Source organism: Bacillota bacterium (genome assembly GCA_033549065.1).
Taxonomy (GTDB): Bacteria; Bacillota; Dethiobacteria; order DTU022; family DTU022; genus JAWSUE01.
On the sequence record JAWSUE010000009.1, the window covers coordinates 40,241 to 59,839 of the forward strand.

Genomic DNA, 19,599 nt, shown 5'->3' on the forward strand with positions numbered 1-19,599 from the left:
TTGTGTAAGGTAGTTCACAGAGTTCCTAGACAAGCTGTCTTGGTTTTGAATCAACTGTTACTGCTGCAAATTTACAGCTGTTCACGCAGAGACCGCAGCTTATGCATGTTAAGGGATCAATTTTGTGAACTTCTTTCTTCTTACCGGTAATGGCATCCACCGGACAATTCCTGGCACAAAGGGTGCAACCTGTGCATGCTGTCGTATCAATTTCATAGGTGATCAAGGACTTACATTTTTTTGCCGGACAATATTTTTCTTTAACATGGGCATCATACTCGCTTCGGAAATATCTAATTGTCGTCAAAACCGGGTTTGGCGCTGTCTGCCCGAGACCGCAAAGTGAACCAGCCTTCACCTTTTCGGCCAGTTCAACCAACAGATCAACATCCTCTTCCCGCCCTTCACCTTCAGTAATTCTTTCCAGGATCTTGAGCATCTGGTTGGTCCCAACCCGGCAGAATGTGCATTTTCCGCAGGATTCTTTCCGGGTAAATGACAGGAAGTACCTGGCAACGTCTACCATACAGGTATCTTCATCCATAACGAGCAGTCCACCCGAACCCATAATTGCTCCGATTTTTTTGAGCGATTCGTAGTCCATGGGTGTATCGCCCAGTTCAGCCGGTATGCATCCACCTGAAGGCCCGCCGGTCTGGACTGCTTTGAACGGTTTGCCGGTGGAGATTCCACCGCCAATATCAAATACAATTTCATTGATTGTTGTGCCCATGGGAATCTCGATCAATCCGCCCCGCTTTATCTTTCCGGCCAGGGCAAACACCTTTGTTCCTTTACTTTCCTCAGTACCGAGAACATTGTAGGTTGATGCACCCAGGTTTAAAATACGAGGTACATTGGCAAATGTTTCAACATTATTAATCGAAGTCGGACAATCAAAAAGGCCTTGTTGAGCAGGAAAGGGCGGGCGGAAGCGGGGCATGCCCCTCTTCCCTTCAATAGACATTATAAGAGCCGTTTCTTCACCACAAACGAAAGCACCGGCTCCTTCCCGGATAATAACTTCAAAATTAAAATCGGAACCCAGAATTTTTTCGCCGAGTAAACCCCTTGCTTCAGCCTGCCTGATGGCAATCTTCAGGCGGTGAATTGCCAGCGGGTATTCAGCCCGGATATATACATAACCAACCGATGCGCCAATAGCGTAACCGGCAATAAGCATTCCCTCCAGCACACTGTGCGTATCTCCTTCAAGAACGCTGCGGTCCATAAAAGCACCCGGATCACCTTCATCGGCATTGCATATAATATATTTCTGTGTTCCCCCGGCTTGACGGGTAAAACTCCATTTAAGGTGGGTTGGGAAGCCTGCTCCACCTCTGCCCCTCAACCCTGAGCTTTTAATTTCTTCGATAACCTCTTCCGGGGTCATCTGTTGGAGAGCTTTCTTAAGCCCTTTGTATCCGTCTGCATCGATATAACTCTGTATTTCTTCCGGATCGATCCGGCCGCAATTTTTTAGTAAGATCCGGTGCTGTTTCTCCAGAAAGTTCTGATCGTCAGTTTCGGCTTCCTGACCCAGGACAAGCAATTCAACGACCGGTTTACCGTGCCCGATATGCTCGTCAATGATCCGCAAGCCATCCTTCGGTTCCAGGTTACCGTATAAATAGCTCTGCCCGCCTGCTTCAATTACCTCGACCAGCGGTTCATTGTAACACATGCCCAGGCAGCCCGTTCGTTCCACTTTCAACTTGCTATCTTTTAGACGTTCCTGCATAACCTGGTATACCTTGGCCGCCCCACTGGCAATACCGCAGGTTGCAAGACCAACTTTTATTCGATATTTATCATCCTGCATCTTCGCAATCCCCCTTTGAAGCAGATTGCTCAGAGTTTTTCCGGCGAACAGTTTTAAGTATCTTGCGAACATTTTCCGGGGATAGTTTTCCATGAGTCTCCTCATCTACAGTCATCACCGGGGCCAGACTGCAGCAACCGAGACAGGCCACCTTTTCCAGGGTAAATAAGTTGTCATCACTGGTTTTTCCCGTTTTGGCTTTGATCTCGAACTGAATTGACTCGGTGATTTTGTCAGCACCGGCCAGGTGACAGGCAGTACCGTGACAGATCTGGATCAAATGCTCTCCAATCGGTTCCAACCTGAACTGAGCATAAAATGTAACTATACTGTATAGCTCGTTAACCGGAATCCCGGAAAATTCAGCTGCCCGTCGAAGCAAATCCGGAGAGATATAACCGAAAACATTTTGAAGGTCCTGCAAAATCGGTATCGCTGTTCCTTTACTATTAATATGTTTCTCAACAATTTTTTTAACTGCAATTACAGGGTATTGTTGAGCCAGTGTTTTTAAGTTATCCGTCTTAAGTCCCAACTCCATATAACTATTCTCCTTATTTCAATCTCTGAAGTATCATTACAATTGAGCGACTAGAATTTATCAAAAAAGATCTGTTCTTCCGATACACCGTTTCTTTTCAATGTTTCCATGGCAGCATCAATCATTTCCGGCGGTCCGCAGAGGTAAAACTCTTTATTCTCAAGTGATTCTTCATATCTTGGCACAGCGTCCGTAATATATCCTGTTTCGCCTTCCCAGTTATCATCCGGAGCAGGTCTGGAAAGAACAATATAATATTTGAAATTAGGATGTTTCTCTTCCAAGGCTTTCATCTCATCGTCCAGGAGAATATCCTTTTTTGTCCGACCACTGTAATAACCGTGGGCATCGCGTGTCATGCCCCGTTCTTTAAGATGTAAAACAATAGATCTGATTGGGGCAATCCCGGTGCTTCTGGCAAGACAAATAATATCTTTATCGGAATCCTCCTGAAGATAGAAGTCGCCATAGGGGCCGGTAATCTTGATTACATCACCAATTCGAAGAGCTTTATGGATATAGGTGGTGCAAAGCCCTTTCGGTATGTATCGGATTACAAAGTCGAGCATATCCTTCTGGCTGGGTGGTGAAGCGATAGAATAAGCGCGAAACTCCTCGTAACCGGGCACCAGTATTTGAACATACTGGCCGGGTTTAAATTCGATGACATTTGGTGAGAGCAATTTTAACTTAAGAAACTTAGTATCATAATTTAGATCCTCCAAAACCACTACTTCAGCAATATATTCCTGGGCATCCAGTAAATCCTCCGACATACTGACATCGATGATATCCTCCCTGATTTTAACCTGGCAGGCAAGCCTTACTCCTTCCTTTTTATCCCCGAGGGAGAGGAAGTTTTCTTCCGTGGGCAGTATCTCACCGCCACCACTATCAACTTTAACCTTGCAATGGCCACAGGTGCCCTTGCCGCCACAGGCGGAAGGAATATATATTTTATTCTCCGATAAAGCATCAAGCAGAGTGCCGCCGGATGAGATAGTGAACTCCTTTTCTTTATTGATCCTGAGCAGTATTTTTTGGTTACTGCCGATCAAAAAATCGGCAATAATCAAGACAAGTGTAATGCCTACCAGCAGGGAAACCAGGATTAATACTGACTGCAAGTCCATTATAATTCCACCATCCCTCCGAAGCCCATAAATCCAAGGGCCAAAATGCCTAGAATAATCATAACCAGACCGGGACCCTGGAGTCCCTTCGGGGGATCCCCAATCAAATTGAGCTTTTCCCTGATGCCTGCAACCAGCACAATAGCTATGAAAAAGCCGATAGAAGAACCGAGCGCGAAGAAAATTGCCTGACCAATAGTATATTCACGTAAGACCATGAAAAGAGTAACGCCAAGTACAGCACAGTTTACCGTTATAAGCGGCAGAAATACCCCAAAAGCTGTATAGAGAAAGCGCATGTATTTCTCCAACAGCATCTCGAGGAGCTGTACTGTGGCAGCTATTGTTATAATAAAGACCATTAAAGAGATAATCTCACTGCCGGTAGGGATTAAAATCAGGTTATAAATCAACCAGTTGATCAATGATGTTATCGTAACAACAAAAATTACAGCCGCACCCATACCAGTCGCTGTTCTGATGCTTTTTGATACCCCGATTGTCGGACACATTCCCAAAATATAGACCAGAACAATATTATGGGTTAGAATTGCTGCTAAAAATATAGATAAGGTTTGGCTCATGGCATTTTCTCCTCATATTTATTTAAACTTAATCTGGATTAAGCAACCTCGACAACCGTTTCCTCAGCAGGGGTTGCACCTGATTCTTCTACAGCACCCTGTAAGCTGCGAACCACCCAAACAATTATAGCGAGAAGGAAGAACCCACCCGGAGCCATAGCCATTACCAACCAGTTGGTCCATGCCTCCCCTACCACACTAATATTCAATAATGTGCCAAAGGCCAACACTTCTCTAACAGCTGAAAGGATTAGAAGAACAAACGTGTAACCCAAACCGTGCGCGAAGGCATCGGTCAGGGAAAACCCGACCGGATTTTTCAGGGCAAAAGCCTCACACCTGCCCATTATTATGCAGTTTGTAATTATCAGTGAAACGTAAGGGCCCAGGGCATTACTGATAACCGGAAAGAAACCTTTAAAGAACATATCTACTGAAATAACAAAGGTTGATATTATTATCATGTAGGTAATCATTCTAAGTCTCATGGGAATATATTCTCTAATCACGGCAGTTGCCAGCGAAGCGACCATAACTACAAAAATAACAGCCAAACCCATGGCAATACCATTTTCCAGCCTATTGGTTACTGCGAGAGCAGAGCAGATCCCTAAAGTAGAAGAGGTAATCGAGTTTTTTCTCCATATGCCATCCTTGAGCAGTACAAAGGGCTTAGTGTAACTTAATCGATACCAACGGCTAGCCAACTCAGTTCCCCCCCAATTTTTCCTTGATTTCCCTGATATTCCGCCTGAGCATATTCTCCAAAGCCTGACTGGTCATGGTAGCTCCCGTTATACCTTCGATTTCATTATCTGCGGAAACCGTCCTTCCCGCCGGTAAGATTACCAGCTGCGGATCGACAGATAATCCCCGGAACTGAGCCAGAAATTCCTCTTCAGTAATACGCCCACCCAATCCCGGCGTTTCCTGCTGTTTAAGTATAACAAGCCCTTTTAAGCTATTTAGATCCGGCCCCAGGGCTAAAATCCCGGAAACAAGACCCTGATGACCCCTTCCGGTAAACATGAAGGCAATGCTTCCATCACTGCTTCGATATAATGTCAACTCATCGATCTCTTCAGTGGTAATATTATCCATGTATACCTGCTCAGCAAGCTCCGGGCTATGTTCCAGATCAAGTGCCTTGAGTATAAGCATCCTGGTTTCCAGATCCAGCGTTTCATTCTCCAATGGGATCAGGTAGCTTACACCCATTAACAGGCCAGACGAGAGCGTACCGAGAATCAGTATGTAAACCAACCAACCGATCTTTTCCAGAATATTTTTTTTAATCCTTAACATCCTGTCATTCACTACTGTCGCGTCATGGTACATTGTGTGACAAGCCCTCCCTTCCCAGTGGTCTGAACCTTATCTTTAAAACAATAGTGTCAATTAAAGGAGTAAAAGCATTCATCAGTAAAATACTGAAGACCACACCTTCTACAGAACCGGAAAAACTTCTGAACAGTACCGTTAGCATGCCGAGCAATAAGCCAAAAACCCATTTTCCAGGTCCGGTAAAAGGAGATGTAATCGGATCGGTGGCCATAAAAAACGCACCAAAAAGCAGTCCCCCCGTAAGAAGTTGAAACATGGGAAGAGCTACCTGGTTTGGAAAGTAGTAGTGGCCGATACTGGAAAACAAAACCACGGAGCCAAGGTAAGCCAACGGCACTCGCCAATTACTTACTCCGGTGACTATTAAGAATAACCCGCTTAAAATTATACCAATTCGAAATGTTTCTCCCATTGAACCGGGAGCCAGTCCAAATATAAGATCATAATACGTGTAGGTAATGATTTCCCCGGCCCGGTATGAAATAAGTGGTGTAGCCGATGTGATAAGATCCGCCCCGTAGTTGAAAAAACCACCAAACCCTCCCGGCATCGGATGCTGCCATACTGATGTCATATAAGAAGGAAATGAGACTGTGATAAAAACACGTCCGACAACAGCAGGATTAAAAATATTGCGCCCCGTACCTCCAAATACCTCTTTTCCAAAGAAAACAGCAAATACAGAGCCAATTGCAACAATCCAAAGCGGCAATGTGGGGGGTAAGATCAGCGGAAAGATTAGGCAGGTTACCAATAGACCATCTGCCTGAAACCTTTTTTTCCTGAAGACAGCAAATAAAATTTCGGTCATTCCCCCAAAAAAATATGAAACAAGAATCATCGCCACGATTCTCCATCCATAAAAGTAAACAGCCGCCAGAGCAATAGGTAGAAGGGCCAATACTACCAGAAACATGTATCTTTTGGTACTCAAATTATCAACTAAACCGGGAACCAACCGGGTTCCATCTCCGGGGCTGACAAAAAATGAACCAATTGATTTCAACAGAGGTTTATATGCTACCTGTGTTTCTTTTTGCATTTTTATATTAAGATTTTGTTCCGGTTTGTTCATCGCCAAGATTACCCTTCCTGCCCCAGGCAGTATTTTTCAACTGTATCTTCTTTCAACCCGGCTTCAGGTTCTGTAAATCCATACTCAATAAGTCTTTGCTGACCCAGCTTTATATGCCTGGCCACAGGAATTTTAGAGGGACAGATATAGGAACAGAGGTTGCATTCAACACATTCAAAAATGCCATACCTGATTAACTCATTGCTGATTATGTTTCTCCGAGCATATTTATCAATCAGATGAGGAATAATCCCCGCCGGGCAAATCTCTTCGCAATATCCGCAAAATATGCATGGTTTTACTTCATCATAAATATTGGGGCTGCAACCCCTGCCTTTTAAAGGACTGATCGCTGAAAGTAATGACCAAGGGCGCTGAACTTTGATATTTTTCGATACGGCTGTCAGGCTGGTTATAGTCCTGTCTACAGGCAATGAGAAATCGGCGAGAGCTCCGGATGTCAGCGGATTATTGGGTATGATCATCCAATTTGAATTTGTTTGATCCAGGTAAATGCCGGTTATTGTTTCAATTGGCGTCCCTACCCGAACTCTGATATTTATATTCTCTTTCCATCCCGGACCGCACAGGGCAATGATAGTTTCAATCACAGGCTTCCCTTCGACCACTGCATCATGGACATTTAAAACAGTTCCTACCGATAAAACCGCGATACCTTCAGCGTCAACAGTTTTTCTGTCACGTTTGCCAAGGATCGTCGCAGCCAACACCCGATCATTTCCCTGCGGATAGCGGGGAGGTAGTGAATAGAAGGTGAGCCATTTTAAATCTTCTGTTTTCTGAATCAATTCCCGTTTTATCTCGCGCCGGTTACGGTTAATCGCTAAATGAATATTTGCCCGGGGCATTATTTTCTGTAATATTTTTATTCCTTCAATAAAGTGGGTACATCGTTCCCCGGCTAAAAGAGCGGGCAGGGAGAGATTATAAGGTCTGTCTTCAATGCCCTGAATAATCAAATCGCTTACATCACGGCCGACATTTGAAGAAGTCTTGAACCTGGTTGGTATGCCTTTACTGTCAAGAGAGGTTGCTCCCGAGGAATAAAGCAGTGTTTCAATCTTTTCCAGGGACAACAACTGCCAGTTCCGGTTATTTCCGGCTAAAGGTTGCCAGTCGGGATTAGAGTCTGCCGTGATAATCACGGCATTGATCGGGCCTGTTGAATATTTCAGCTTAGTAATTCTTTCAACATTTCCATTGATACTTGCGTGGACCGGACTGGAAACACCATGATCGTCCCTGCCGATGATCTGTCCTGCTTTAACTTTATCCCCAACCGTAACAAGAGGCTTAACTTCACGGCCAAAACCCTGTTTCAGCGGTATAACCACCATGGGTGGGAGAACTGATTCAATCACTTTCTCCCGGGGTTTGTCTTCACAGTTGAAATAATAGCCACCGTGGAATGTTTTTTTTATCACTTTCACACCTCGTCACTAAAACTTTTCCAGGCATTAGGCATTGCTGACACTATTATCATTTGTTGCAAGTAGCATTTACTGTCGGAGGGTAAGAACCGTTTCTATCTAGCCTAATTGGGCGGTTACTTTGATTGATCGGGCTATCGGTTCTTACCCTTTTCAATTTTGAACTCTTAGTAACGGCCTCTGTTAAGCCCGTCTCTGATCGCACTGGTAATCTTGGTTCCCCGCATCGTGGCTGAGGTCCAAACATCAACATCTGCAACAACTTCACCGCTTGCTTCCACATCAGAAGCAGCAACTTCAGGTGAATCAACCAAAATACCAATTTCTGTGATGTTTTTTCCTTCCAGCCATCCGACTAATTGCTGGTACTGACCGGACAAATTTTCAACATCCATCTGCGGCCATGCGTTTTCAGGATTCTCGGGATCCAGGAAATCATTGCCTCCGAAGAAGAGGGTTCTAAGCGAGATTTCTTCAATCACATTGTCTTGCAGGTAAAATTCTATACTAACCTGTTGGACCTTTCTGTCATGATAGGTGCCCCGGTACCTGCCATCCGGATATATTCCTTTTTCTTCGGCCGGTAAAACAAGCCCCGTTGTTTCTGCTGGTGACGAACCCTGACCTCCGGGGTCGGCCGTATCCTGGATCCCGCATCCTACGATTAATAAAGAAATGGCTGCCACAAATACGATAATTATGAAAAATAACAGATTGCGTTTCACTACCTTTGAACCTCCTTCATTTTTTTATTGATGCAGTTAATAACTGTTTATACAACCAATCTTTGACTATCATCTTTCATCTTTTTTGCGTGCCTGGAATCATTTTTGTTTATTTCAGAATTTATACAATTTAATAACATTTAGGAAAGTTATAACGCTCACAAGGACGTGTAAAAAATATATTAACGAAAACATATTTAATAGATTGAAGAAGCTGCGACAAAGTCCATCGCCTGGACTACTCCTTTAACAACAGCCTCGGAAGAAACAGTTGCCCCGGTTATAATATCGATCTCGGCCATGATGATACCTTCAAGTTCCTGTTCGACATCACTGGGCATGAAATTTGAAATTCCCCGAAATTGTCCGAGGAACAGATCGCCTGCTATTTTATCACCTATACCAGGTGTTTCTTGATGCTTTAGAATAGCCACATTTTTTACCTCACCCACAAAATCGACCAAAGTTAAAATCTCGATAGCATCTCCGTTAAACCCTTTCGACTCATTCAAGACTACTGCGGCAAGAACTTCGCGGTTTTTAACTCCAAAATAGATATCTGCGCCATTTTCCATCGTTACCAGCTTGTATTCATCTGCTTCCGGCATCATTTTCTCCAGCATCGCCATCAATCGCTCATGTTCGTTGGCAGCAATAATCGGTTCTGTTAATTGATTGGTAATGGATAAAGTTAAGCCACTCAACGCTCCTAACACAGTCAAAACTAATACATAGCGCAGGCCTGTTTTAAACCAATTTGTTTTTTTAACTACTTGCTGTTGCAGTTCCGCCACTAGTAACCCCACCTTTTTCTAACTTAAATTCTAAAACCTGCTGCCTATTAAATCTATCAGGGAATATATTGATTTTTTTTATACAGGTAAAATACCGTAATATTAGTTGTTTACCCACCCTTACACCTCGTTTATATTGGGAAATAATACTATCCGGGGATGTTGACAATATTTGCGTTCTGTAATAATATTATGATATACTATAATATCTATAGAGATTATAGTATATAAAATAAGATTTTAGTAAAGACGACATGGGGGATCCTTTTGCTTACCGGTAAGGTAAAACGTCACCCTTTTCTGATTATCCTCCTGCTGTTTCTGACTGGTTTAATAGCAGGCTGTCAACCTGTTTATCCACAAATTAACCTAAAACAACCGGAAGATATCGAAGCGATCACTGTTCCCACCCCACACTACCGACCGAATATTCCTGTTTCTTTCAATTCGGACACACCTTATGTCCGCATTGCAATCGCTCCGACAGTTTCACCAGCGGTAATTCGGCAAAACTATCGCAAACTTTCCGTTTACATACCGGAGAAACTGGAACAACCCGTTGAACTTATTTTTCGATCTACCAATTCGGAAATTAACCAACTGATCATTCAAAATCTTGTTGATGCTGCCCTGGTAGAAAGCTGGTCTTACGTTATTCTAAATGAAAGCGATGACATTGAACTGCTGGCTGTTCCACAAGTAAATGGTAATACATACCATTATTCTTATGTAATCGTCTCGGCCAACAGTAATTATTACAAACTTGAAGACCTGAAGAATCAAAAATTTATATTTACAGATCCACTTTCATTTCCAGGGAAACTTTACGTCAGTTACCTTCTTGCCCAGATGGGAGAAACCCCTGACACTTTCTTTTCCAAATATATTCATAGTTACAGCAACGACAGTTCCATTATTGCAGTAGCAGAACAGTGGGTTGAAGGCGCAGCAGTGGACAGCCTGGTTTATGATTACCTGGTGAACGACAATCCGGAATTAGAAAATAAAATCAGAATCATCGAGACTTCGCCACCAATTGGCAATCCTCCTTTGATTATCAGCGCAAAAGCCCAACCTGAACTAAAACAGAAAATAAAAAACCTGTTTTTCTCCATGCACAGAAATGCAGAGGGACAAAATGTTTTGGCTGACATGAAAATTGAATCCTTTGTGCCTGGACAGGATGAAGATTATGATATTATCCGGAGTATCATGAACGAAATCCAGCAGAGCTTAGAAGAATTAGCCATCAAGCAGCAACAGAATTCAACAAACTGATCAGAGATATGCTGCTGATCCGAAACGGATGTCAATTATATGAGAAATACGTTCCGATTAATCCATAAACTGTCATCCCCGGGAATTCGTTTTAAGTTAATTGTTATCGTTTTTGGTGCAACCATACTGATAACTTTATCTGCCATATTCTATATGCATACCTTTTTAATTACGACCCTGGCCGATCAGCTGGATAAAAGAGTCGTTTCGATAGCTCGTGATGTTGCCGCCCGCAGTATGGAACCAATTCTTACAAATAATCTTTATATGCTGTACCAACTAGCTTATCAAACCATGGATAGCAACGAAGATTTAATATACATATTTTATATGGATAATAATGGTAGTATTATGGCCCATACCTTTCAAGACTACTTTCCGCCTGATCTTTTAACTATAGAACACGAGTCTGAGGACGGTATTAATAGTATCAAAAAATTCCAAACCGAAGAAGGGGTCCTCAGAGATGCAGCTGCCTATGTTTTCCCCGGTCCTGAACCCGATATAACAGTCCGCGTTGGCCTGGTAGATTACAGTTTGCAGGAAGCCCTGGCCATATCAATACGCAGGCTTTTACTTGTTTCAGCCATTACTTTTGTCTTAGTGAGTTCCGGCATATATTTCATTACTACCTTCACAACAATCAAACCGCTTAATAACCTTTTGAAACTGGTTCAGGCTGTGACAAAAGGTAATTATTCCCAACAGGTTACAACAAAATCACGGGACGAGCTGAGCATACTGGCCAAAGCTTTTAACGATATGACCTGGCAACTTGAACAATCAAAACAAACACGGGACCGATTGATGAAAAAAATCATCCACTCGCAGGAAGATGAACGCCGCCGAATATCGCGGGAATTACATGACGAAACGGGGCAGATGTTCTGCACCCTGATGATATCTCTGCAGTTTCTGGAGAATGCTGATAACTTGAACGAGCTAAAAGAAAAAACGGCAGAATTTCGTCAGTTATTGCAGCATTCAGTTGAACAAGTCCGCCAGCTAGCCTGGAAGTTAACCCCCGCTCCTTTAATTGATCTGGGATTAAAATCAGCCGTAGAATTAATGATTAAATATTACAGGAATTCTTCTGATTGGGATATTATTTTACAAATTGAAGGAATGGAAAATCGCCGGCTGCTTTCGGATATAGAGACCTCTGTTTACAGGGCTATTCAGGAATCCTTAACCAATATTTCACGTCATGCCTGTGCTGATAATATAAGTGTCTTTATGAAATACTATGAAAATAAGCTGATGGTTCAGATCAAAGATAACGGTGTAGGCTTTGATCTGAAAAAACAGGCAGAAGAGCGTGGTTCAAAAAGCAGTATGGGTCTCATTTCTATGCAGGAAAGAATTTCATTGGTGGGAGGAAAGCTGGAAATCGAATCCGCTCCCGGCAAGGGAACCACCATTTACATTATTATTCCTCTGGTATCACTGGGAAATGATACTCTCGGGCATGGATAGTTGTACTAATACCGGGATCCTGCCACTTGGCATATTTATAGACTGTAGTTTAATAGAGTCTCACAGGTTAATAACATAAAGCATCCAATATGCCGCAGCGGTATAGAACTAACAGAGGTCTCCGGTAGACAGATCACTTGGTTAGGAGGAAAGTTAAATGTCAAACCTTGTGCAAATAATGATTGTAGATGACCATACACTCTTCAGATCAGGATTAAAAAAGCTGTTGCAAATAGATAATACAGTCAGTGTGGTTGCCGAGGCTGCAAGCGCAAGCGAAGCGCTGGAACTGCTTAAAACCGAGGCTATAGACTTGATTCTAATGGATATCACCCTCATCGATATGGACGGGCTGGAAGCAACAAAATTAATCAAGAAAGAGTATCCTAATATTAAAATAATCATACTAACTATGCACAAAGATGAGCCTTATCTTATGGAGGCTCTGAAAGCAGGAGCAACCGGATACATTTTGAAAGAAGCGGCAACAACCGAACTTGCCACGGCTATTCGGGCAGTAATGGATGGGGAAATCACCGTAGCCCCGTCTTTGATGAAAGTTCTTGTCAATAAAGCAATTAACGGAAATTCAGAGTACGAAAATAGCAATAGCAAAACAGGTGGAATCCTGACAACTCGCGAAATAGAGGTTCTAAAATATATATGTTTGGGTTATACCAGCCAGGAAGCTGCCGATATCCTGGTAATCAGTGTCAAGACTGTGGAAAAACACAAAGAGCACATTATGGAAAAATTAAATCTGAAGCGTCGTTATCAGCTCATTGATTACGCAATAAAAGAAGGGTTGTTCACGCTGGAGCCCTAAACATGAAACCCGACAACTGGGGCTGTTGATTTAATCAGTTTCGCCGAAACTGTATAGTACTGAAATTTGGATCGGCAGGGGTGATCTTATATTAATCCGCAGGCTATTTTAATAATGCCTGTATTATGATATATTAGGTATCATTATTAAAAGGATACAATGAAGTTGCGAGGTGACTTTTAATTTATGAATGAAAAACTGAATGACTTATTTTTTTTACAAGTAACCGAACAGATGCTGAATAACAAAAATGTCTTTGGGGCAGTTCTATGTGTTGAGAATGGAGATAATTCAATCTCCTGGTTAAAAGGGGTTGGAAATATTAAGTCAGAAGGCAGGTATTTTATTGCCAGTGTTACCAAACTTTATGTAACAGCTGTTATGTTGATGCTAAGAGCACAAGGTAGTCTGGCTTTTTCAGATAAGATTTATGAATACTTTTCTGAGGAACTGATTGATAAGATACATGTTCTTGAAGGTGTTGATTATACAAAAGAAATTACAATTGCACACCTTTTAAGCAATACTTCCGGGATACCCGATTACTTCTATTATGATAAGCCCAAGGGGGAAGCCGCCGATGATCTGATACTGGGGAACGATCAGCCCTGGCCTTTAGATCAAGCATTGAAGAGTGCAAAAGCAAAAAAACCGAAATTCAAACCAGGCCAGAGGGGTAAAGTTCATTATTCCGATACAAATTATCAACTACTGGGTGGCATAATTGAAAAGGTAACTGGAAAGCGAATAGGGGAAGTTTTTGAGGAATTTATTTTTCAGCCGCTAAATCTAAAAAATACTTATGCTTATCAGGATATATACGATACCACTCCTGTGCCTATATATTATAAATCTAAGAAAATTCATGCACCCAGGTATATGGCATCCGTTACTGCCGAAGGAGGAATTGTATCTACTGCAAAGGAAACAATGAAGTTCCTGAAAGCCTTTTTTAACGGTTCCTTTTTCCCGCAGGAAACCCTCAAGGAGCTAAAGATAAACTGGAACATGATATATTTTCCAGGACAATTTTATTTTGGGCTGGGCTTAGAAAAGTTATGGACACCAAGGATATTTTCACCATTTAGACCAATTGGAGAAGTTTTAGGGTTCTGGGGCCAAACAGGGGCTTTTGCCTTCTATAATCCAGATACTGACTTATATTTTACCGGAACCATTAATCAGGCCAGCGGCATGGGCCATAGTGCTGCATATAAGGCTATTATAAAGATAATCAAGTCGGCATAGGGACACCTTAGCTATCTATCCTTCTTCCAACAGCCGGAAATATACTATATTACTCATTTTGTTTTATCTTATTGATAGCAATTGAAACCGCATCATCGGCATTATTTACTGAAATTTGTGCAGTTTTTAATTTGCCCGGTGGAGAAATACTCCAACTTTTTACGGTTATTACCGGCTTCCCCATTTTCATGGCCAGGGCTATTTCAGAAAGTGTGCCGTATTCACCGCCGACAGCAATCACAGCATCGGCTGTCCGGGTTATAATGGCATTGCGCGCTTCCCCGAGACCGGTAGCAATAGAATATTTAAGATACCTGTTTCCCTCACGGTGGTCAGGACCGGGTAGAATACCGATCGCCACTCCACCCGCAGAATCAGCGCCCCTGGCTGCCGCTTCCATAACACCCGGCCCGCCGCCACAAATAACCGTGCCACCTTTTTGAGCAATCGACCTGCCCACTTCAAAGGCGATAGATTCTTCTTCAACAGAGCATTGCGAGCCACCGACAACCGCAATATAGTACATATACAGTAACCTCACAATCTTGGATTAAAATCCGCCAATACCCTTGATATGATTAATCTCTGTAACTTGATTTTCTCTACGGTCAAGCATTACAGCAATCAAATCAATACGGCTTGCCCTTTCTTCCCTGTGCTTTGACTGCAGATAATGATGAGCGAGCCGACGTAATCTATATACTTTATCTTTAGTCACAGATTCTTCCGGCCTGCCGAAAGTCAGTCCGGTTTTTGTCCTCACTTCAGCAAATATCAGTGTATCCGCTTTCAAAGCAATTATATCTATTTCACCCAGGAAACAGCGATAATTGGCTTCGATAATTGAATATCCTGCTTTTTCAAGGAACTCCCGGGCAGCTTTTTCACCGGCCATTCCCACAATTTGACGTTGCCTGGTCATTATTTACCCCGTAAATCAAATAAGTTTGAAAGAGCAGCGGTGTTCGGGACAGGGGCCATATTCGGATAAAGCAGAGCGGTGAGCTTCTGTTCCGTAACCCATGTTCCGGTTGAAACCATACTGGGGATATTGATCATGCAGATCCTGCATGATCTTATCCCGGGCAACTTTAGCCAGAACTGATGCCGCCGCAATAGACAATGATAAAGTATCGCCGCTTTTGATTGCTTCCTGACGCAGAGGGCAGTTTCGGATCCTGAACCCGTCGACCAGCAGATAATCCGGTTGCTTACGCAAACCGTTTATCGCCCTGATCATGGCCAGCATTGAAGCAGCATGGATATTAAGCCTATCTATCTCCTCCCGGGTTGCCCGGCCAAGAGAGTATGCTTCCGCTTCGACAACAATCTGTTCGAACAATCTTTCCCTGACAGCTGCTGTAAGCTGCTTGGAATCATTTAACCCGGGAAATATCGAATCTTTCTTTAATATGACAGCCGCTGCGACTACCGGCCCGGCCAGCGGCCCTCGCCCGGCCTCGTCAACCCCGGCAATAGCTCTATATCCCTGTGCATACAAATTGTTTTCGAAAGAAAGCATTTTTTTAAGGCGCAGTTTTTCATTTTCCCTGGCCTTTATTTTACGGTAGTGGGCATGCAAAAGAATTTCTACGCCCCGGCGTGCATCAGCCTTTAAGAGAGCTTCATCCTCAGAGGAAAGTTCTTCGCAATCAGCAAGCATCTCTTTTATTTCGGCAATTGTCATCTCATGAATTGACATTTCAGTATACCCTCACCTAATAACCTCTTATCACTGACTTGGAGGTTTTTCGAGAGAAATTCGTCCCAGTGAACCATTCTGAAAATCACGAAGGAGAAATGCTGAAGCCCTTTCAAAATCAACCAATCCTTCCGCACGCAGGCAGCCCTGGGATAGACCGATCTGCTCCAGTGTTTTATCCGGAGTGTCGGGTAGCAGTTCGCGGTAACGTTTCAACAGAAGGCTGGCTTTGTCGTTTTCAAGGTACTGCCTGATCAACCAGAGAGCTATATCCTGAACATCGATCCTACCGGCAGGTATTGAGCCGACAGCAGCCAGAGGGAAAGTATTTCGGTCTGTTAGTTTCGGCCACAGAATACCCGGAGTATCCAGCAGTTCAACTCCGGGCATCACTTTTATCCATTGTCTTCCACGGGTTATTCCGGGTTGATTACCGGTTCGGACTACAGATTTTTTTACAAAATAGTTGATCAGCGTTGACTTGCCGACATTGGGTATGCCGATTATCATCATCCGCAGGGGACGTTTTATACGTGATGAGATTATGTTTTTTTCCTGCTGTTTCAGGAAATTAAGTAAATGATTGATCGACCGTCGGGTATTTACGCTGAAACTAAGCGATTTAATACCGCTATTGTTGAAGTACGAAACCCAGCGGTTGGTTATGGTTTCTTCAGCCAGATCTGCCTTATGCAGAAGCAGGAGGTGTTTTTTACCTTCCAGGAGACGGCCGAAAAGCGGGTTGCGGCTGCTTCCCGGTATCCTGGCATCGATCAATTCAACAACCAGGTCCACAATTTTCAGATCCTGGCGCAAACGGTTTACAGCTCTCGCCATATTCCCCGGATACCACTGTCCTTCGATCAAGGTTAATTCACCTCGTTACCAATCACCCGTGCTTCCCATGGCGGCCAGAAAATGAAGAATGCCCGACCTTTAAGGTGAGAAAGGGATACGAATCCAACCCTCGGATCCCTGCTGTCCATACTGTTCTGCCTGTAGTCTCCCATTAAAAAGAGATAACCGGGAGGTACTTCCACCGGCCCAAAGTCATACATATCCATATCTTCCAACAGGTATGGTTCTTCAAGCAACTCGCTGTTAATGTAAACCCGGCCGTTTTTTATTTCAACGCGGTCTCCGCCTACGCCGATAACCCTTTTTATAAAATCCCGACCGGGCTCATACTCGAAAACGACAATATCACCGATTTCCGGTTCATCAAAATGATATACAATTTTGTTAACCATCAGGCGTTCTGTTTCAATGAGAGTAGGGTACATCGACCTACCCTCAACAACAAAAACTTCGAAAAGAAAAAGTCTGATCAGCATTGCCAGAGCAATTGCAATTAAAATAGATTTGAGCCAATCCCAAACCTCTTTCCACCTGTTCAACCGGATCATCCCCAAGTTTATCTTTTTTCTTTGATTCTTGCCGCTTTTCCTGTTCTCTGCCTCAGATAATATAATTTTGCCCTGCGGACTTTACCATGCTTGACAACTTCAATTTTGTTGATCGACGGTGAATGCACGGGGAAAATTCTTTCTACACCGATCCCGTATGTAACACGGCGGACGGTAAAAGTTTCTCTTGCCCCACTACCCTGGCGGCCGATAACAACTCCTTCGAAAACCTGAATACGTTCCCGTCCTCCTTCAACAACTCTGACGTGAACTTTTACCGTGTCTCCGGCATTAAAATGAGGTAAATCTTCTTTCAAATTGCGCTTTTCAACTTCTTTAATCAAGTCCATATTCTTAAACCTCCTTCAATCACTGGATAATTATAACATAATTTAATTATCAATATTTTTATTCTTTAACCTGTTAAGGTAATCCTGATCTTCCGGTGAAAGCTCGACATTTTCAAGCAAGTCCGGGCGTAATTCAAAGGTCCTTCTAATCGATTCACGTTTCCTCCAGAGTTCAATATCTTTATGATTTCCGGAAAGGAGAACCGAGGGCACTTCCAAACCCCTGTACTCTGATGGCCGGGTATACTGAGGATATTCCAGCAATAACCCGCTGAATGATTCTTCCACGGAGGCTTCATCCGTGATAAAACCGGGAATAAGTCTGGCAACTGCATCAACAATAACTGCGGCAGCAAGCTCTCCCCCGGTAAGGACATAATCACCAATTGAAATTTCATCATCAACCAGGGCTGTCCTCACCCTTTCATCTATACCCTCGTAGCGGCCGCATATCAAGATTAGATGATCTTCGGCAACCAGTTCAGCAGCAATTTTCTGGTTAAAGGTCCTGCCCTGCGGAGTCATCAGGATCACCCGTGAAGAGACGGAGCCTTCTTTATTTCTTAGATCCTCCACCGCCTCAAACAGCGGCTCAGGTTTGAGGATCATTCCATGTCCGCCGCCGTATGGAGCGTCATCTACCTGACGATGCCGATCATGTGTATACTGCCGCAGGTCAATAAGGTTAATCTCGATCAAGCCACGTTCAACGGCTCTTTTCAGCATGCTCTCACTGAAAGGACCGTTTAAAATTGCAGGAAATATCGTGATCAGATCTACCTTCATGCTGTAACTTACCCCTTCAGATTTCGAGCAGGCCTTCCGGTAGTTCAACAATCATCTTCAGATTTTCCAGATCAACCTGCCTGATAATTTTCTTGACCCCCGGAATAAGCAAATCCTTTTTACCGGGTTTTTTTCTGCTGACCAGGTATACATCGTGCCCTCCGGTGGCAATAATATCAGTTATCACTCCCAACAGTTCTTCCTCCATGTTGTATACACGCAAACCAACAAGTTGATCATGGTAAAAAGAACCTTCCGGGAGGGCTATTCTTTGATCAAGGGGGATCATGATCAGACTGCCGTTCAGGGTCTGTGCCTCTTCCCTTGTATCGATCCCTTTGAATTTAATTAACCAGAATCGCCCGTACAGAGCTCCTTTTTCAACAACTAAATGATATGTTCTGGCATCGAGCACCAGTGTCACTTCGGTTAAAAGCTTCAGTCTTTCCGGGAAATCGCTGTAAGGGTAAACCTTCAACAATCCGCCAGTCCCGTGCGGAGAAAGTATTTTTCCGATTGCAGCGTTTTCTTTCTCCCTGGTCATTGTACGATTTCTACTACGACCCGCTTGCTCTCCCTGATTGCGGCTGCATTAACAACCGTACGGATTGCTTTGGCAATGCGGCCCTGCTTTCCGATTACTTTGCCCATATCTTCCGGAGCTACTCGTAGTTCCAGAACTACCAGGCGATCGCTTTCAACCAGGTGAACACTTACCTGTTCAGGATTATCCACTAATGCTTTTGCAATATGTTCCAGAAGCTCTTTCATCATCACTGACCTCCAAACTACTTGACACCGGCTTTGTCTAACAGAGCCCTGACCGTATCAGAAGGTTTTGCACCTTTTGAGATCCACTGCCTGACTTTTTCTTCATCAACCTTAAAGGTTGTCGGAGTGGTTGTCGGGTTGTAGTAGCCTATTTCTTCAATAAAGCGGCCATCCCGGGGATAACGGGAATCAGCCACCACAATGCGGTAAAAGGGCTTCTTCTTTGCACCCATCCGTTTTAGTCTTATGCGTACTGCCAAGTATGTCACCTCCAATAAAATATAAAT

The 19,599-nt window shown here is 43.4% G+C and carries 24 protein-coding genes; 4 read left to right on the forward strand and 20 right to left on the reverse strand.

The annotated features are described in order from the left end of the window. Window positions 1-25 precede the first annotated feature (25 nt). From nuoF to SCJ97_07510, 10 genes are all read right to left on the reverse strand, one after another. Window positions 26-1,822 carry an NADH-quinone oxidoreductase subunit NuoF gene (gene nuoF / locus SCJ97_07465; GenBank protein ID MDW7739876.1) on the reverse strand — a complete coding sequence of 599 codons (1,797 nt, stop codon included), beginning with the start codon at window positions 1,820-1,822 and terminating at the stop codon, window positions 26-28. Further along, window positions 1,812-2,363 (reverse strand): NADH-quinone oxidoreductase subunit NuoE, encoded by a 552-nt coding sequence (gene nuoE / locus SCJ97_07470; GenBank protein ID MDW7739877.1) that lies wholly within the window; start codon window positions 2,361-2,363, stop codon window positions 1,812-1,814. The genes nuoF and nuoE overlap by 11 nt, the downstream gene beginning before the upstream one ends. A 50-nt stretch (window positions 2,364-2,413) precedes the next feature. Then, window positions 2,414-3,496, reverse strand: a complete 1,083-nt coding sequence (locus SCJ97_07475; GenBank protein MDW7739878.1) for a 2Fe-2S iron-sulfur cluster binding domain-containing protein — start codon at window positions 3,494-3,496, stop codon at window positions 2,414-2,416. After that, window positions 3,496-4,080: an Rnf-Nqr domain containing protein gene (locus SCJ97_07480; protein ID MDW7739879.1), complete on the reverse strand. Its 585-nt coding sequence runs from the start codon at window positions 4,078-4,080 to the stop codon at window positions 3,496-3,498. Before SCJ97_07480 ends, SCJ97_07475 begins: the two co-directional genes overlap by 1 nt. 38 nt (window positions 4,081-4,118) lie before the next feature. Further along, on the reverse strand, window positions 4,119-4,787 hold the full coding sequence (locus tag SCJ97_07485; GenBank protein MDW7739880.1) for an Rnf-Nqr domain containing protein: 669 nt from the start codon (window positions 4,785-4,787) through the stop codon (window positions 4,119-4,121). A gap of 1 nt (window position 4,788) precedes the next feature. Continuing rightward, window positions 4,789-5,418 carry an FMN-binding protein gene (locus SCJ97_07490; GenBank protein MDW7739881.1) on the reverse strand — a complete coding sequence of 210 codons (630 nt, stop codon included), beginning with the start codon at window positions 5,416-5,418 and terminating at the stop codon, window positions 4,789-4,791. Next, window positions 5,408-6,499, reverse strand: a complete 1,092-nt coding sequence (locus SCJ97_07495; GenBank protein ID MDW7739882.1) for an RnfABCDGE type electron transport complex subunit D — start codon at window positions 6,497-6,499, stop codon at window positions 5,408-5,410. The genes SCJ97_07490 and SCJ97_07495 overlap by 11 nt, the downstream gene beginning before the upstream one ends. A gap of 8 nt (window positions 6,500-6,507) precedes the next feature. Further along, window positions 6,508-7,944 carry a 4Fe-4S dicluster domain-containing protein gene (locus SCJ97_07500; protein ID MDW7739883.1) on the reverse strand — a complete coding sequence of 479 codons (1,437 nt, stop codon included), beginning with the start codon at window positions 7,942-7,944 and terminating at the stop codon, window positions 6,508-6,510. Window positions 7,945-8,117: 173 nt separating this feature from the next. Further along, window positions 8,118-8,675 carry a hypothetical protein gene (locus SCJ97_07505; protein MDW7739884.1) on the reverse strand — a complete coding sequence of 186 codons (558 nt, stop codon included), beginning with the start codon at window positions 8,673-8,675 and terminating at the stop codon, window positions 8,118-8,120. Between the two features lie 197 nt (window positions 8,676-8,872). Beyond that, window positions 8,873-9,469 carry an FMN-binding protein gene (locus SCJ97_07510; GenBank protein ID MDW7739885.1) on the reverse strand — a complete coding sequence of 199 codons (597 nt, stop codon included), beginning with the start codon at window positions 9,467-9,469 and terminating at the stop codon, window positions 8,873-8,875. 267 nt (window positions 9,470-9,736) lie between these two features. Between SCJ97_07510 and phnD the strand changes: the two genes are divergently transcribed. The 4 genes from phnD (at window position 9,737) to SCJ97_07530 (ending at window position 14,297) form a co-directional block, all read left to right on the forward strand. After that, on the forward strand, window positions 9,737-10,747 hold the full coding sequence (gene phnD / locus SCJ97_07515; GenBank protein MDW7739886.1) for a phosphate/phosphite/phosphonate ABC transporter substrate-binding protein: 1,011 nt from the start codon (window positions 9,737-9,739) through the stop codon (window positions 10,745-10,747). A 39-nt stretch (window positions 10,748-10,786) separates the two neighbouring features. Continuing rightward, a complete protein-coding gene (locus SCJ97_07520; protein MDW7739887.1) occupies window positions 10,787-12,223 on the forward strand; it encodes a histidine kinase in 1,437 nt (478 codons plus the stop codon). 157 nt (window positions 12,224-12,380) lie between these two features. Beyond that, window positions 12,381-13,049, forward strand: coding sequence for a response regulator transcription factor (locus tag SCJ97_07525; protein MDW7739888.1), 669 nt, complete (start codon window positions 12,381-12,383; stop codon window positions 13,047-13,049). A gap of 186 nt (window positions 13,050-13,235) precedes the next feature. Next, entirely contained in the window at window positions 13,236-14,297 is a 1,062-nt protein-coding gene (locus tag SCJ97_07530; GenBank protein MDW7739889.1) for a serine hydrolase, read from the forward strand. Between the two features lie 49 nt (window positions 14,298-14,346). Here SCJ97_07530 and SCJ97_07535 read toward each other — a convergent pair whose 3' ends face one another. The 10 genes from SCJ97_07535 to rpsP are packed head-to-tail and all read right to left on the reverse strand — an operon-like array spanning window position 14,347 to window position 19,572. Continuing rightward, entirely contained in the window at window positions 14,347-14,823 is a 477-nt protein-coding gene (locus SCJ97_07535) for a TIGR00725 family protein (protein MDW7739890.1), read from the reverse strand. A gap of 24 nt (window positions 14,824-14,847) precedes the next feature. Next, window positions 14,848-15,219, reverse strand: a complete 372-nt coding sequence (locus SCJ97_07540) for a YraN family protein (protein MDW7739891.1) — start codon at window positions 15,217-15,219, stop codon at window positions 14,848-14,850. Window positions 15,220-15,234: 15 nt separating this feature from the next. Beyond that, entirely contained in the window at window positions 15,235-15,999 is a 765-nt protein-coding gene (locus SCJ97_07545; GenBank protein MDW7739892.1) for a ribonuclease HII, read from the reverse strand. Between the two features lie 30 nt (window positions 16,000-16,029). Next, window positions 16,030-16,866 carry a ribosome biogenesis GTPase YlqF gene (ylqF, locus tag SCJ97_07550; protein MDW7739893.1) on the reverse strand — a complete coding sequence of 279 codons (837 nt, stop codon included), beginning with the start codon at window positions 16,864-16,866 and terminating at the stop codon, window positions 16,030-16,032. A gap of 2 nt (window positions 16,867-16,868) precedes the next feature. Further along, window positions 16,869-17,405, reverse strand: coding sequence for a signal peptidase I (gene lepB / locus SCJ97_07555; GenBank protein MDW7739894.1), 537 nt, complete (start codon window positions 17,403-17,405; stop codon window positions 16,869-16,871). A gap of 8 nt (window positions 17,406-17,413) precedes the next feature. Then, window positions 17,414-17,755: a 50S ribosomal protein L19 gene (gene rplS, locus SCJ97_07560; GenBank protein MDW7739895.1), complete on the reverse strand. Its 342-nt coding sequence runs from the start codon at window positions 17,753-17,755 to the stop codon at window positions 17,414-17,416. A gap of 42 nt (window positions 17,756-17,797) precedes the next feature. Beyond that, window positions 17,798-18,541 carry a tRNA (guanosine(37)-N1)-methyltransferase TrmD gene (gene trmD, locus SCJ97_07565; GenBank protein MDW7739896.1) on the reverse strand — a complete coding sequence of 248 codons (744 nt, stop codon included), beginning with the start codon at window positions 18,539-18,541 and terminating at the stop codon, window positions 17,798-17,800. Window positions 18,542-18,557: 16 nt separating this feature from the next. Then, on the reverse strand, window positions 18,558-19,085 hold the full coding sequence (gene rimM / locus SCJ97_07570; protein MDW7739897.1) for a ribosome maturation factor RimM: 528 nt from the start codon (window positions 19,083-19,085) through the stop codon (window positions 18,558-18,560). Further along, window positions 19,082-19,312: a KH domain-containing protein gene (locus SCJ97_07575; GenBank protein MDW7739898.1), complete on the reverse strand. Its 231-nt coding sequence runs from the start codon at window positions 19,310-19,312 to the stop codon at window positions 19,082-19,084. Before SCJ97_07575 ends, rimM begins: the two co-directional genes overlap by 4 nt. 17 nt (window positions 19,313-19,329) lie before the next feature. After that, on the reverse strand, window positions 19,330-19,572 hold the full coding sequence (gene rpsP, locus SCJ97_07580; protein MDW7739899.1) for a 30S ribosomal protein S16: 243 nt from the start codon (window positions 19,570-19,572) through the stop codon (window positions 19,330-19,332). Window positions 19,573-19,599 lie beyond the last annotated feature (27 nt).